Below are 14,478 nucleotides of genomic sequence, written 5' to 3' on the forward strand. Positions count from 1 at the left end.
CACATCTCACTTCGATTGAATAATGCTCAACCGCTCACCCACCACCATCTCGGTAATCCAGTCCACCAGGATCGACGTATACGCCTGCTGCGAAACAGGCTCGCTCAACGCGTGATCGGCACCGTCGATAATCCGGTGCGTCAGCGAATGCGTCTGCTGGCACGCGGCGCGGTAGCTCATGATCGTTGCGTGCGGCACGAAGTCGTCGGTCTCTGACTCCACGAGCAGCACATCCCCAGTGAATTGCGAGCAGGCATGCAAGGCGCGATTGCTGTCGGCACGCACCAGCGTGTTGCGGTAATCGCGCAAATCAGCCTTGTCCAGTTCCCGCTTGGGCGTGTGCCATTCATCATCGCGATACAGCGCAGGCACTCGCAGCGCCAGCCAGCGCACCGGGCGCAACGACGTCAGGATAGAGGCCAGATAACCGCCGTAGCTGGTGCCGACCACCGCAATGGCAGAAGTGTCGAGCGCCGGGTGGGCGAGCAAGCGGTCGTACGCCGCCAGCAAGTCACGCAGGTTGTCTTCGCGCGTGACGCGAGTAAGTGGAATGCCGGTGCCGCCGGTGTGTCCGCGCAAATCGAACGTCAGGCACACGCACCCCAGGCCGGCGATGCCTTTGGCCCGTTCCAGGTCCCGCTCCTGGCTGCCGCCCCAACCGTGCACAAACAATACGCCGGGGACTTTCGATTTGGGGCTCAGAAAGGTCCCGCTCATCTGTTCATCGTCGATGTCGATCTGAATGGTTTCGCTTCTAGCCGTCATAGGATTTGACCGTTACGTACTTGAGAAGAAAGTCACTGTTTTCCGCCGGCCCGCGATACACCTCGATGGCGTCCGCCGGCAGCGGTTGGTGGATGTAGGTTTCCACCGAAGACACGCGAATCGCGCGCATCCCAGGGTCGTTGACGAAGCTCTGCAACGCGGCCACTTCGGCACTGCTGGCACCGCCCATGCGCCAGGACTGTTCGAGCACGCCGCTGCGCTGTTTGCCGCTGCTGTCCAGGCCCTGGGCGATGTCATAGTTGCGGCGCGAGGCGTAAAAACCGGGATAGGCCTCGTCTGCGGCACTGTCGAACACTTGCGCCTGCCGGATCGCCCGTTGCACATCGTCAGGCAGGTCCAGTTTCAGCAGGTCTTCGTAATCCCCCTGCACCACCAACAGATTGGAACCTCCATAAACCTGCTCGCCCCGACCGTCTTCGGTCAAGTATTGATCACCGCAATAACTCAGCACCTTGCCGCCGAAAAAGCTCTGGCCGACGCTGTGGGTGATCACTTTGTCGAGATCCTGCTCGAGCACCACGCCTTCGCTGAACAGTGCCCTGGCATCGGGGCGAGCCAGAACGGCGTCGAACTGGTCGAGGCTTTTGATCACTTCCTGTCCACGTCCGGCGCAGGCATGAATCGGCTTGATGCGGATGGGACCTGCGTAAAGCAAATGCTCCGCCGCCGGTCGCGCATCGTCGAACGAGAACACGCTGAGGCCATCGAGCACCACGCTGCGTACGCGTTCGGAAAACAACGGTGACCAGCCTTCCGGTGCCTGCGCATTTTTGTTGCGCAACCCGTGGCTGATGGCTTTGGTGCAGATGAAATCGTGGTCAACGTAACCGCCCCACAGATCCTCCGGCCCCGTGACGCCCAAAGCCCGGGCGGCAGCGACGCCGACCAGGGTCTGGGTCGGCAAGAGATAAAGGTCCCGGCCGTTGTGAAGTTCGGGGTCGTAACTGCCACCGAACTTGAGCCCGAGGATTTGAGCCAGCCAACGCGCCAGCGCGCGATTGGTTTCGACTTCGTGCTGGGGCGCCTCGGGGCGGACCGAATGGGCGACCACCAGTTTTTTGCGGTTTGTTGGGGTCATGCGTCCCCCTTTCAATCGGCTTTTGATGAATGTAGTTGAAGGGGTGCAGAGATCAAGCCAAGGGCTGCTTGATCGAAACGTCATTGAATTCAATCGGTTGCAGAAATCGTAATGGCACGACGCCTGCTCGATTCTGCACGACGAGAGTTCTAGCTCCTGCATTTTGCACGACCAAGGCCCAACCACGCTCCCACAGGGGATTTGGGGTGTTTCGACTACCGTGATACGGCAGTAGGCATCACCCCAAACCGTGACCGGTAATCACTCGGCGCCAACCCGGTAATCTTCTTGAACGTCGCCCGAAACGCACTCGGATCCTGATACCCCACCGTCCAGGCAATGTGATCGATGGTGCCGTTGGTGAACTCAAGCATTTCCCGAGCCTTGCCGACCCGCAGGTGCTGGCAGTACTCGGTGGGTTTCAACCCGGTCGCTGCGCGGAAACGGCGCAGGAACGTGCGTTCCTCCAGCCCTGCCCGCTCGGCCATCGCCGTCAGCGACACGTCGGTGGCACCGGTGCTTTGCAGCCAGTGCTGAACCTTGAGAATCGACGCATCGCCGTGGCTGAGAATCGGTGAAAAGTTACTGCCGCATTCACTCGCGCTGTCGCTGTGTTCCACCACCAGAAAACGCGCGGTGCCGGTGGCGATGCTCGGGCCGAGCAAACGGTCGACCAGGCGCAAACCCAGCTCGGACCAGGCCATCAGCCCGGCGGTGGTGATCAGGTCGCCGTCGTCGACGATGGGCGTGTCGGCCATGAGCTTGATGGTCGGGTAACGCTCGGCGAAGCTTTTGGCCGAGGTCCAGTGGGTGGTGGCGCTGCGGCCGTCGAGCAAGCCGCTTTCCGCCAGCAGAATCGAGCCCACGCAGACGCCGCCGAGGGTCGCGCCCCGGGCGTGTTGCTGACGCATCCAGTGGATCAACGCCTGCGGTGCCTGGCCTTCGGAAAATCCGGCAATCGATGGCGGAATCAACACCGCCACCAAGGTGCGGTCGGGCCCGGGATGACTGTCGTACACCCGCTCGGGCGCCTGCTCGCCATCAACTTGCCAATGGCTGACCCGCAGCAACGGCAATTGCGCAGCCTGATGCTCGGCGGCAATCCGGTTGGCCACCCCGAACAGGTCTGTCAGCCCATGCACCGCCGCCATCTGCGCGCCGGGATAAATCAGCACACCGAGTTCGGCGATTGCCCTTTCTGCGTCCATTGTCAGTTTTCCCCCTTCTATTGTCGGTGCGGCCAATCCTCGGAAGGCCTGCCAGAGCCAATACTTCGTTCCACACCCAACACACCTATTTCGAGGAAACAGTCATGGCCAAGCAAGCACTCATCGTAGTCGATATCCAAAACGACTACTTCCCTCAAGGCAAGTGGCCGCTGGTCGGCGCCGACGCTGCCGCCGACAACGCCGTCCGTCTGCTCAAAGCCTTTCGCGACGCCGGTGATTCGGTGGTGCACATCCGTCACGAGTTCACCTCCGAAGAAGCCCCCTTCTTCACCCCGGGTTCCGAAGGCGCGAAGCTGCACCCCAAAGTTCTGAACCGCGCCGATGAGCCGGTGGTGCTCAAGCACTTCGTCAACTCGTTTCGTGAAACCGAACTGAAATCGATCCTCGACGAGCAAGGCATCAAGGAACTGGTGGTCGTTGGCAGCATGAGCCACATGTGTGTGGACGGCATCACCCGCGCCGCCGCGGACTTTGGCTACACCGTCACCGTGATCCACGACGCCTGTGCCTCACGCGATCTGGAATTCAACGGCGTCACGGTGCCCGCCGCCCACGTTCACGCCGCCTTTATGTCGGCCCTGGGTTTCGCCTATGCGAGCGTGATTTCCACTGACGAATTCCTGGCGGCTAACCGCTAACCACGCAACGTATTGATCAAATTCCAAAAAGGGCCCGCCGCGCTTGAGCGCTGCGGGCCTTTTTCGTGGAGCGAAAAATGTATGACAAAAAATCTCACGCGTGAGCTATTGAGCGTGGCAAAAATTGCCTGTAGTGTTTCTCACGCGTGAGTTTTTCACAACGAGGTCAGCCCCATGAAAAGCAGCTCTCCATCGAGTCCTCCCACGGGGCCCGATACCGATTCGGCAAGCCGCAAGGGAGAGCGCTCGAAACCGTCCGCGAAAAAGCCATCGAGCTTTTACATGAAGCAGATGCGCGCGGGCCTGGGTGCCGCCGGTTATGTGAAACACGAGACTTGGGTGCTTCCCGAAAACCGAAGCCTGCTCAAGCAGATGGAGAAACAGCTTCGCCAACCGATTCTGGCTGGCTCATTCATGTCGGAGAATTACATGAGCGCAGGTACAAACTGGAACATCGATCGCCTCTTCAGCGCCCTTCAAGCCCTGGACGAAGTGGTTTCAAACGACATCACGCTTTCTCTCGTTCAAGGCTCCGAGTCCAGCATCAAGCTGGAAATGAACGATTTCGGTGGCTTGCCGATTTACATCGCCGTGGTGGGTGAACAGATCATCGTCGATACCGTTCTGGTCGACGTCGAGTCCATCAATGACGTACCGGCCTTCAATGACGCCGTGCTGCGCAGCCGGGAGATGTTCCCGCTGTCCTCGATCGGTATCGAGTCCATGCCAAACGGGCAGATTGTTTACAACATGTTTGGCGCCTTGAGCTCCGACTCCAGCCTGACGAACATCGTGACCGAGGTGAAAACCCTGGTCGACAACGTCCAGCGCGCCAGCGAAGCCTTCGAACGTTTTTTCAATTAATTATTCGGGAACAGGAAATATCCAATGACTCAGTCCATCTGGAGCAAATTGTTCACCGCGCTGCGTGGCGGTGCCAACGAAGTCGGCGAATCGATCGTCGACCAACAGGCCCTGCGCATCCTTGACCAGGAAATTCGAGATGCGGACAGCGCCCTGGCCAACGCCAAGCGTGAACTGGTCACCATCATGGCCAAGCACAAACTGTCGGCTGACCGCGTCAGCGAGTACAACGCCAAGATCAAGGACCTGGAATCCAAGGCCCTGGCCGCCATCCAGGCCAACCGTGAAGACCTGGCCCTGGAAGTGGCCGAAGCCATTTCGACCCTGACCAACGAACTGGACGTCGAGCAAAAGCAAGCCACCGAGTTCGGCGGTTACGCTGAAAACATGCGCAAAGACATCACCAAGGCCGAAAACCGCATCAAGAGCCTGCGCCAGCAAGTGGACATGGCCAAGGCCCGCGAAAGCGTACAGAAAGCCCAGGTCAGCGCTTCGATTGCCAGTGGCGGCGCCAACGGCAAGCTGGAAACCGCCGTCGGTACGCTGAACCGCCTGCAGGCCAAGCAGCAGCAACGCGCGGCTGAACTGGAAGCTCAGGACCAACTGGCCGATGCGTCGACCGGTACTGACCTGGAACGCAAACTGCGCGATGCCGGCATCACCCCGGACGCTGGCAGCGCCAATGCGATCCTGGAACGCCTGAAGCAAAAATCGGCCGAGTAACTGCCGAATGCAAAACCTGTGGGAGCGAGCTTGCTCGCGATTGCGATCTGCCAGTCGACATTAATGCTGACTGATACATCGCCATCGCGAGCAAGCTCGCTCCCACAATAGGTTGCGTTTCAGTTTTCAGTGAATCGAGGTCAAGGATGGATACCCTGAAGGGTTTCAAGACAATCGCAGGCCTGGCGCTCTTCATGGTCGCGCTGCAACTGGTCAATGTCGCGACCGGCTACAGCCTCATGGCCTTCGGTTTGATCCCGAGAACCGTGCACGGTCTGCTCGGCATCATCACCTCGCCTTTCCTGCACGCTTCCTTTGCGCACCTGAGCGCGAACCTGATTGCCTTTTTGATTCTGGGTACCCTGGTCATTATCGAAGGGCTCAACCGGTTCATTGCCGTCAGCGCGATCATTATTCTGCTGGGCGGCTCGCTGGTCTGGCTGTTCGGCTTTGCAGGCGTACACATCGGCGCCAGCGGCTGGGTGTTCGGACTGTGGGCGTACCTCTTGTCCCGCGCCTGGTTCCACAGGAGCTGGGGCAACCTGATAACGGCCGGCGTCGTGGCCCTGCTCTACGGCGGTCTGATTTTTGGCTTCCTGCCTCGCCAGGGTGTTTCCTTCGAAGGCCATCTGTTTGGTGCCCTCGCCGGATTTATTGCAGCCAAGGTACTTTTCTCGGCGCCGCGCAGCAGGTTTAATGCCGCCGGTTGAACGCACTTGCGCATTCAGACGCCGAGGCGATGAAGTCGCCAGGAACAAGTACCCACGGAGTCAGGGACGAAATGTCGATTTTCCTTTTATTGCGCCTGTATGCCTCGTCCCTCTTCCACCGTTTCGGCTGGGCCGGACTGGTCATTGCCTTGGGCGTGCACCTGATTACGGCGTATCTGGGCCTGGTGTTACTGGGCGAACAACACCTCACCGCGCCCGCCACGTTTACTTACTTCTATCTGACCACCACACTCACCGTCGGCTACGGCGATCTCGCGCCGCAGACAGCGGCGGGACGGATTTTCGTGGCCACCTGGGTCATGCTCGGGGGCATTGCGCTGCTGACGGCAGCCATCGGCAAAACCACCAGCAGCGTCATCGATGCATGGAGAAAAGGCATGAAGGGCAAAGGCGATTTCACCGGCAAGGTCGGCCATACGGTTCTCATCGGCTGGGAAGGCGCGTCCAGCGAACGGGTCATTGAGTTGTTGCTTCAGGACGAAACCTCGAACGACAACCTGATCGTCATTTGCGATTGCACCCTTGAAGAAAACCCGATGCCGGGCAAAGCGAGCTTCATCAAAGGTGAAAGCCTGTCCTCTGTGGCGTTACTACTGCGCGCAGGGGTTCCCGGTGCCGAGCGCGTCCTGGTGCGAACCCATTCCGACGACCTGACCCTGGCCACCGTGCTGGCGGTCAATCAACTGAAGCCTGTCGGGCATGTGGTCGCCCACTTCAATGACAGTGAAATCGCTGCGCTCGCCAGCGCCTACGCGCCCAGCCTGGAATGCACTTCCAGCATGGCCATCGAGATGTTGGTGCGCGCCTCGCAGGATCCGGGCTCGTCAGTGGTCATTAATGAACTGCTGTGCGTGGGTCAAGGCGCCACTCAATACCTGATGAAACTGCCCGAGGCCTTTGAAGCGACGTTTGGCGATCTGTACACACGGATGAAAGAACATCACAACGCGACGCTCATCGGCTATCGCGCCAAAGGCGCCCGACAACCGTCGATCAACCCGCCCGGCGCTACCCGCGTTGAGGGCGGCGAACTCTTCTACATCGCCTCCACTCGCCTCAAGGAAATCTCCAATGGGATGGTTTAAACAGTTGATGGGGCTTGAGGCCCCGAAAGCGAATACAGAATCGAAATGGACAGCCAGCGAAACCCTGCCCGCCACCGGTCCGCTGGGCCTGGCATTGGGCAAGGGCGTGATGTTCGACACTTCCCTGAGATTGTTGCTCGACGGCAACACCACGGTGACGATCCCGGGCTCGCAACAGATCTGGAGCAACGGCACCGTTGATCTCGGGCAGTCGACATGGCTGTCGCGCTATTACATGAACGACGAAGACTACTGGCTGCAGGTGCACACCACCGGTGAAATTGCCGGGCAGGTCGAGTCGGTGATTCTGTTCAACTACCTCAGTTACATCACCATCAGCAGTGAAGCGGAGCTGCGCCGATTGGCCGGTCCGCAAAGCCTGATCGGCCTGCCGACCTACACCCATAACGGCGTCGAATACACCCGCGAATGGGGCACCGAGGATGGCCAGACAGAATTGGTAGCGCTGAGCGAACAGCTGCAAAACCCGGATGACGCCTACAGCATTGAGCACCGTTCGATGCTCTACGCCCGCGAAACCGGCCTGACTGATCGCCGGGAATTCCTGCTGTTTTCCGTCGAAGAAGACGCCGAAGGCACCATCAGCTTGAGTACGTCGCTGGGCATCTCGCTGTACACAACCGACCTGAATACGTTCTAAAAAGGAAGAAGTCCATGCTAGAAGCACTCTCCATCTCCCTGAACAAAGCCGCCGTGTTCGGGTTTGTTTCGTACATCCTCGGCGCCGCCGTGCTGTTCGCGCTGTTCCAGTTCATCTACACCCGCATCACCCCGCACAAGGAATTCGAACTGATCCGTTCGGGCAACGTGGCCGCCGCCATTGCCCTGGGTGGCGCCATCATCGGTTTCGCCATTCCGGCCAGCAACGTGATTGCCTATTCGATCAGCATTCTCGACTTCGTCGTCTGGGCGGTGATCGCCGCCCTCGTGCAACTGCTGGCATTCATGGTGACCAGCCTGGTGCTCAAAGGTACTTCTGAGCGCATCAAGAAAGGTGAAATCGCGGCGGGCATCTACGTGGCAGCCGTGGCCATCAGCGTCGGCATGTTGAACGCCGCGTGCATGACTCCTTCTCAGAACTGATTGCGCCCGGAGATCCCGATGAAACGAAGCAAGTACGTTCAGCTTTCGCTGGCAGCGTCGGTCGCCATGGCGATATCAGGCTGCGGGCCGACGGAAAAAACCTACGCGGTGCAGAAGAAGTACAACTTCCAGTCCGTTCAGCAGTGCGCCGATGAAAAGCTTCCGGTAGACGTCTGCTCGGACGCCTACATGACGGCCATGGCCGAGCATCGCCGCATTGCGCCGGTGTACGACAACCAAGCCGATTGCGATGCCGACTTTGTCGCCGACTGGTGCCAACAGGATTCCGCCGGCAAGTTCATCCCAAAACTCGGCGGTTTCGAACTGACCGCTGATGGCCAGGTGACGCAATCCCAGGTGGACGCGGCCAAGGCTCAGTTACCCGCCTCTGAATCGGCGAACAGTGGCGGCTCGGGTTTCTCCACCAGCAGCCTGCTGACCGGCCTTCTGATCGGCAACATGCTGAGCAGCAACCGCAACAGCTACTACTCCGAGCCGGTGTACCGCTATCGCGATGATCGCGGCAGCTACTCGAACTCGACGCTCAGCCAGCGGATTTCGAAGGGCTCGACGTTCACCAAGTCCAATCAGGCGAGGTACGGCAGCAGCAACTACGCCGACTCGGTCCGCTCTTCTACCAGCAAGCCAGTATCCGTGGCTTCGTCCACCTCCCGTGGAGGCTTCGGCAGCAAGGCCAGCGCACGCAGTGGCTGGGGCGGCGGCGGATCGAGCAGTTAAGGAAACCGGGCCATGAAGAAGATCCATTGCACAGAGCGTCCTGACTGGAAACAGACGGCCGAGAATCTCGGCTTTCTGTTCCACACCATCGACAACGAACCCTACTGGGACGAGAGCGCGTATTACCAGTTCTCGCTCAAGCAGATCGAGAACGATCTCGAGGACCCGACCACCGAGATTCATGAGATGTGCATGGACCTGGTGGCCCGCGTGGTGCAGAGCGAGGAGTTGCTGGAGCGCCTGAGCATTCCCGCGCCATTCTTCGACATGGTTCGCACCTCATGGCTTGAAGGTCACCCGCACCTGTACGGGCGCATGGACTTCTCCTACAACGGCACCGGGCCCGCCAAGTTGCTGGAACTCAACTACGACACGCCGACCAGCCTGTATGAGGCCGCGGCGTTTCAGTGGGGCTGGCTGGAGCAATGCATCGAACGCGGCGTGCTGCCCAAGCACGCCGACCAGTTCAACAGCATCGACACCAAACTGCATCAGGCCTTCGCTCAATTGCAGCTCAAGCAGCCTTTCTATTTCGCCTCGATGAAAGATTCGGTCGAAGACAAGGGCACCACCGATTACCTGCGGCTGGTGGCGGAAAAGGTCGGCATCGAATCACGCCACATCGATATCGAAGACATCGGCCTGACCAGTGACAGACGTTTCGTCGACCTTGAAGATCGCTGGATCCCTCACCTGTTCAAGCTGCACGCCTGGGAGTTCATCTTCCACGAACCCTTCGGTGCAGCGATTGCCCAGAGTGATACGCAGTTTTTCGAGCCGGCCTGGAAATCCATCATTTCCAACAAAGGCATCTTGCCGCTGTTGTGGGAGTTCAACAAAGGTCACCCGAACCTGCTCGCGGCGCACCTGGATACCGAGCCGGGCAAAGCCGTGCCGAAAGGCTGGGTGCGCAAGCCGTTCTTCTCCCGGGAAGGCGCCAATATCGAGCTGCAAACGGCTGACGGTCTGATCGTGAAAGAGGACGGCCCCTACACCGATGCGCCGTTTATCCTGCAGGAATTCGCGCCGCTTCCGCAGTTTGGCGACAGCTTTACGTTGATTGGCTCCTGGGTCGTCGGCGATCAAGCGGCGGGGATCGGTGTACGTGAGGACAACAGCTTGATCACCAAGGATTCAAGCCGGTTCTTGCCGCATCTGATACTCGACTGATCGCTCCATCGCCCCCTAAAAAGGCCCGAGATGGAGATATCGACAGACGCCCGCAAGACTTACGGCTGAAATGCCGGATAATGGCGGCCATTCGTCTAGCCGTTATTCTGGTAATCCCCCATGGAAATCAAGGTCAACTTTCTCGACAACCTTCGACTTGAAGCCAAGTTCGACGACTTCACGGTGGTGGCCGATCAACCTATCCGCTACAAGGGCGATGGCTCGGCACCGGGTCCGTTCGACTACTTCCTGGCGTCGTCAGCGTTGTGTGCGGCGTATTTCGTGAAGTTGTATTGCGACACTCGCAGTATCCCCACCGAAAACATCCGCCTGTCGCAGAACAACATTGTTGACCCGGAAAACCGCTACAACCAGATTTTCAAGATCCAGGTCGAGTTGCCCGCGGACATTTCCGAGAAGGACCGCTTGGGCATCCTGCGCTCCATCGACCGCTGCACCGTGAAAAAAGTCGTGCAAGCCGGGCCTGAGTTTGTGATCGAAGAGGTGGAAAACCTCGACGCCGATGCCCAGGCGTTGCTGATGCCTGCTTCCAGTTCAGAGGCGAGCACCTATATTGCGGGCAAGGATCTGCCGCTGGAGCAGACCATCGCCAATATGTCGGCCATTCTGGCGGACCTGGGCATGAAGATTGAAATCGCCTCGTGGCGCAATATCGTGCCCAACGTGTGGTCGCTGCATATCCGCGATGCGCACTCGCCGATGTGTTTTACCAACGGCAAGGGCGCAACCAAGGAAGGCGCGCTGGCGTCGGCGTTGGGCGAGTTTATCGAGCGACTCAACTGCAACTTCTTCTACAACGACCAGTTCTGGGGCGAAGAGATCGCCAACGCGCCGTTTGTGCATTACCCGGACGAACGCTGGTTCAAGCCTGGCCGTAAAGATGAACTGCCGGCCGAAATCCTCGACGCGTACTGCCTGAAGATTTACAACCGCGACGGCGAGTTGCGTGGTTCCCACCTGATCGACACCAACTCGGGCAATGAAGAGCGCGGCATCTGCTCGCTGCCCTATGTGCGCCAGTCGGATGGCGAGGTGGTGTATTTCCCGTCCAACCTGATTGAAAACCTGTTCCTGAGCAATGGCATGAGTGCCGGTAACACGCTGGCCGAAGCCCAGGTGCAGTGCCTGTCGGAGATCTTCGAGCGCGCGGTCAAACGCGAAATCATCGAAGGTGAATTTGCATTGCCGGACGTGCCGGCCGATGTGCTGGCGAAGTACCCCGGGATCCTGGCCGGTATTCAGGCGCTGGAAGAGCAAGGGTTCCCCGTGCTGGTGAAGGATGCGTCCCTGGGAGGCGAATTCCCGGTGATGTGCGTCACGCTGATGAACCCGCGTACCGGCGGCGTGTTCGCCTCGTTCGGCGCGCACCCGAGCCTGGAAGTGGCACTGGAACGCAGCCTGACCGAATTGCTCCAGGGCCGTAGCTTCGAAGGCCTCAACGACTTGCCCCAGCCGACGTTTGAAGGCCATGCGGTGACCGAGCCGAATAACTTCGTCGAGCACTTCATCGATTCCAGCGGCGTGGTGTCGTGGCGCTTCTTCAGCTCCAAGTCCGATTACGAATTCGTGGAGTGGGACTTCTCCGGCCAGGGTGAAAACTCGAATGCCGAGGAAGCTGCAACCTTGTTCGGCATTCTCGAAGGCATGGGCAAAGAAGTGTACATGGCGGTCTACGAGCATATCGGCGCGACGGCGTGCCGCATCCTGGTGCCGGACTATTCGGAAATCTATCCGGTGGACGACCTGATTTGGGATAACACCAACAAAGCGCTGTTCTTCCGCGCCGATATCCTGAACCTGCATCGCCTGGACGACGAAGAACTGCAAGCGCTGGCTGAGCGCCTGGTGGAAAGTGAACTGGATGACTACACCGACATCACCTCCCTGATCGGCATTGAGTTTGACGACAATACCGCCTGGGGTCAGCTGACAATCCTGGAGTTGAAGCTGCTGATCTATCTCGCCTTGCAGCAATTTGAAGAGGCGAAAGAGGCGGTGGAGATGTTCCTGCAGTACAACGACAACACGGTTGAGCGTGGCTTGTTCTACCAAGCCGTCAACGCGGTGCTGGAGATGAAGCTGGACGAAGACCTGGAGCTGGAAGACTACGAGGCCAATTTCCGTCGGATGTTCGGTAACGAGCGGATGGATGCAGTGATCGGCTCGGTGGATGGCAGTGTACGCTTCCATGGTTTGACGCCGACCAGCACCAAACTGGAGGGGCTCGACAGGCACCTTCGGTTGATCGAAAGCTACAAGAAGCTGCATTCGGCACGGGCCAATGTGACCACGTTGGCCAGTTAACAGCGGCAACAAAAAAGCGAAGCCATATGGCTTCGCTTTTTTTTGTCTACGGTTCTGAAAAACTGAGGTTCAGAACGGGATATCGTCATCAAAGCTGTCGAAATCAGGAGCCGGTTGTGGCGCTGCCTGCTGTGGAGGCGGAGCCTGACGCGACTGCTGCGGTGCCGACTGCTGCGGGCGTGGAGCCTGCTGGCGTGGAGCCGGGGCGGACTGCTGGTAGTTATTGCCCCCGCCTTGTTGGTCGCCCTGCTGTGGACGGCCGCCGAGCAGTTGCATGGTGCCTTGCATGTCGACCACGATTTCAGTGGTGTAACGCTTGATACCGTCTTTTTCCCACTCGCGGGTCTGCAGCTTGCCTTCGATGTAGACCTGCGAACCTTTACGCAGGTATTCACCGGCGATCTCGGCCACCTTGCCAAACATCGAAACACGGTGCCATTCAGTCTTCTCGACCTTCTGACCGGTTTGCTTGTCGGTCCACTGTTCGCTGGTCGCCAGACTCAGGTTGGTCACGGCGTTACCGTTAGGCAAGTAGCGAACTTCGGGATCCTGGCCGCAAGTGCCGACCAATATGACTTTGTTAACCCCACGGGCCATAACGTTCTCCTAGGCTACGCACGCTGCCCCGGCCGGGTTGTTCACCAGGCGCTCAAGGGTGGTGCGATCCAATAGTTCTGTGTCCAATTTGATGTAAATCGCCGCTTCATCTTCGACGATCACTGCATCTGTTACCCCTACGACGGCCTTCAGGCGCTCAACCAGACCCGCTTCGCGGATCGCCTCGGGCGACAGCGGCAAGCGCAGACTCGTCACGTAGGGAGGTTCGCGCATGGTAACAGCAAAGGCCAGCCAAAGTGCAGCCAGGCCGGCGCATCCGAGGAATACAACCGACAAACCGCCGTGCTGGAACATCCAGCCGCCGAGGATCCCGCCCAGCGCCGAACCGAGGAACTGGCTGGTGGAATAAACCCCCATTGCCGTGCCTTTGCCGCCCGCCGGTGAAACCTTGCTGATCAGCGATGGCAACGAAGCTTCCAGCAAGTTGAACGCGGTAAAGAACACCACCGTCCCGATCACCAGAGCTCGCAGGCTGTCGCCGAACTGCCAGAAGAATAGCTCAGTGAGCATCAGCGTCAGCACTGCGCCCAATAAAACTCGTTTCATTTTGCGTTTCTTCTCGCCGTAGATAATGAACGGGATCATGGCGAAGAAGGAGATCAGCAGCGCGGTGAGGTAGACCCACCAGTGCTGCTCTTTGGGCAGCCCGGCTTTTTCCACCAGGGCCAGGGGCAATGCAACGAAGCTCGACATCAACATCGCGTGCAACACAAAAATGCCAAGGTCCAGGCGCAGCAGGTCCGGATGCTTGAGCGTCGGGATCAGCGCCTGCCGCGCGACGCCGGACTCACGGTGCTGCAACGGTCCGGTGGAACGCGGCACCATGAACATGACGATCACGATGCCGAACAGCGCCATGCCGCCCGTGGCGAGGAACAACCCCGACAGGCCGAAGGCGCGGGTCAACAGCGGTCCTACAACCATGGCCACAGCGAACGACAGACCAATCGTCATGCCGATCATGGCCATGGCTTTGGTCCGGTGCTGTTCGCGGGTCAAGTCTGACAGCAGCGCCATCACCGCGGCGGAAATCGCCCCGGCGCCTTGCAGGATGCGTCCGGCGATGACGCCCCAGATCGAATCGGCATTGGCCGCCAGCACGCTACCGAGGGCGAAGATGATGAGCCCGAGGTAAATCACCGGACGACGGCCGATGCGGTCGGAAATGAAGCCGAAAGGAATCTGAAAGATCGCCTGGGTCAGGCCGTAAGCGCCAATCGCCAGTCCGATGAGGGCCGGGGTCGCTCCTGCCAGATCCATCCCATAGGTCGCCAGTACCGGCAACACCATGAACATGCCAAGCATACGGAAGGCGAACACCAGGGCCAGACCGCTTGCTGCGCGGGTCTCACTGCCACTCATGCGTTCGCTGTGGGGATCGTGCATGGA

Annotated in this window: 15 protein-coding genes; 10 read left to right on the plus strand and 5 right to left on the minus strand. The window is 59.2% G+C overall.

The window, feature by feature from the left end; genetic code table 11:
- Positions 1 to 6: 6 nt before the first annotated feature.
- From K0F88_RS28915 to K0F88_RS28925, 3 genes are all read right to left on the minus strand, one after another.
- Positions 7 to 765: a S9 family peptidase gene (locus K0F88_RS28915; protein ID WP_109635233.1), complete on the minus strand. Its 759-nt coding sequence runs from the start codon at positions 763 to 765 to the stop codon at positions 7 to 9.
- On the minus strand, positions 755 to 1,864 hold the full coding sequence (locus tag K0F88_RS28920) for a DUF3182 family protein (protein WP_094470404.1): 1,110 nt from the start codon (positions 1,862 to 1,864) through the stop codon (positions 755 to 757). The genes K0F88_RS28915 and K0F88_RS28920 overlap by 11 nt, the downstream gene beginning before the upstream one ends.
- A 215-nt stretch (positions 1,865 to 2,079) precedes the next feature.
- On the minus strand, positions 2,080 to 3,072 hold the full coding sequence (locus K0F88_RS28925; RefSeq protein WP_094470403.1) for a GlxA family transcriptional regulator: 993 nt from the start codon (positions 3,070 to 3,072) through the stop codon (positions 2,080 to 2,082).
- Between the two features lie 104 nt (positions 3,073 to 3,176).
- Here K0F88_RS28925 and K0F88_RS28930 point away from each other — a divergent pair, with 104 nt between their 5' ends.
- The 10 genes from K0F88_RS28930 to K0F88_RS28975 all read left to right on the plus strand — a co-directional run bounded on the left by K0F88_RS28930 (position 3,177) and on the right by K0F88_RS28975 (position 12,471).
- Positions 3,177 to 3,731, plus strand: coding sequence for a cysteine hydrolase family protein (locus K0F88_RS28930; protein WP_094470402.1), 555 nt, complete (start codon positions 3,177 to 3,179; stop codon positions 3,729 to 3,731).
- A gap of 282 nt (positions 3,732 to 4,013) precedes the next feature.
- Entirely contained in the window at positions 4,014 to 4,595 is a 582-nt protein-coding gene (locus K0F88_RS28935) for a YjfI family protein (RefSeq protein WP_219097496.1), read from the plus strand.
- A gap of 24 nt (positions 4,596 to 4,619) precedes the next feature.
- Positions 4,620 to 5,318, plus strand: a complete 699-nt coding sequence (locus K0F88_RS28940; protein ID WP_219097497.1) for a PspA/IM30 family protein — start codon at positions 4,620 to 4,622, stop codon at positions 5,316 to 5,318.
- 146 nt (positions 5,319 to 5,464) lie between these two features.
- On the plus strand, positions 5,465 to 6,028 hold the full coding sequence (locus tag K0F88_RS28945) for a rhomboid family intramembrane serine protease (RefSeq protein ID WP_219097498.1): 564 nt from the start codon (positions 5,465 to 5,467) through the stop codon (positions 6,026 to 6,028).
- A 71-nt stretch (positions 6,029 to 6,099) separates the two neighbouring features.
- Positions 6,100 to 7,134 carry an ion channel gene (locus tag K0F88_RS28950; protein ID WP_219097499.1) on the plus strand — a complete coding sequence of 345 codons (1,035 nt, stop codon included), beginning with the start codon at positions 6,100 to 6,102 and terminating at the stop codon, positions 7,132 to 7,134.
- Positions 7,121 to 7,795 (plus strand): DUF2491 family protein, encoded by a 675-nt coding sequence (locus K0F88_RS28955; RefSeq protein ID WP_219097500.1) that lies wholly within the window; start codon positions 7,121 to 7,123, stop codon positions 7,793 to 7,795. Before K0F88_RS28950 ends, K0F88_RS28955 begins: the two co-directional genes overlap by 14 nt.
- 14 nt (positions 7,796 to 7,809) lie before the next feature.
- Positions 7,810 to 8,238, plus strand: a complete 429-nt coding sequence (locus K0F88_RS28960) for a DUF350 domain-containing protein (RefSeq protein WP_219097501.1) — start codon at positions 7,810 to 7,812, stop codon at positions 8,236 to 8,238.
- An 18-nt stretch (positions 8,239 to 8,256) separates the two neighbouring features.
- Positions 8,257 to 8,976 (plus strand): DUF1190 domain-containing protein, encoded by a 720-nt coding sequence (locus K0F88_RS28965; RefSeq protein ID WP_219097502.1) that lies wholly within the window; start codon positions 8,257 to 8,259, stop codon positions 8,974 to 8,976.
- Between the two features lie 12 nt (positions 8,977 to 8,988).
- Positions 8,989 to 10,146 carry a glutathionylspermidine synthase family protein gene (locus K0F88_RS28970; protein WP_219097503.1) on the plus strand — a complete coding sequence of 386 codons (1,158 nt, stop codon included), beginning with the start codon at positions 8,989 to 8,991 and terminating at the stop codon, positions 10,144 to 10,146.
- A gap of 120 nt (positions 10,147 to 10,266) precedes the next feature.
- Positions 10,267 to 12,471 carry an OsmC domain/YcaO domain-containing protein gene (locus K0F88_RS28975; RefSeq protein ID WP_219097504.1) on the plus strand — a complete coding sequence of 735 codons (2,205 nt, stop codon included), beginning with the start codon at positions 10,267 to 10,269 and terminating at the stop codon, positions 12,469 to 12,471.
- Positions 12,472 to 12,540: 69 nt separating this feature from the next.
- Here K0F88_RS28975 and K0F88_RS28980 read toward each other — a convergent pair whose 3' ends face one another.
- On the minus strand, positions 12,541 to 13,068 hold the full coding sequence (locus K0F88_RS28980; RefSeq protein ID WP_010467282.1) for a single-stranded DNA-binding protein: 528 nt from the start codon (positions 13,066 to 13,068) through the stop codon (positions 12,541 to 12,543).
- A gap of 9 nt (positions 13,069 to 13,077) precedes the next feature.
- Positions 13,078 to 14,475 (minus strand): MFS transporter, encoded by a 1,398-nt coding sequence (locus K0F88_RS28985; protein WP_219097505.1) that lies wholly within the window; start codon positions 14,473 to 14,475, stop codon positions 13,078 to 13,080.
- Between the last annotated feature and the right edge of the window lie 3 nt (positions 14,476 to 14,478).

This window comes from Pseudomonas sp. UMAB-40, from assembly GCF_900095275.1.
GTDB lineage: Bacteria > Pseudomonadota > Gammaproteobacteria > Pseudomonadales > Pseudomonadaceae > Aquipseudomonas > Aquipseudomonas mandelii_B.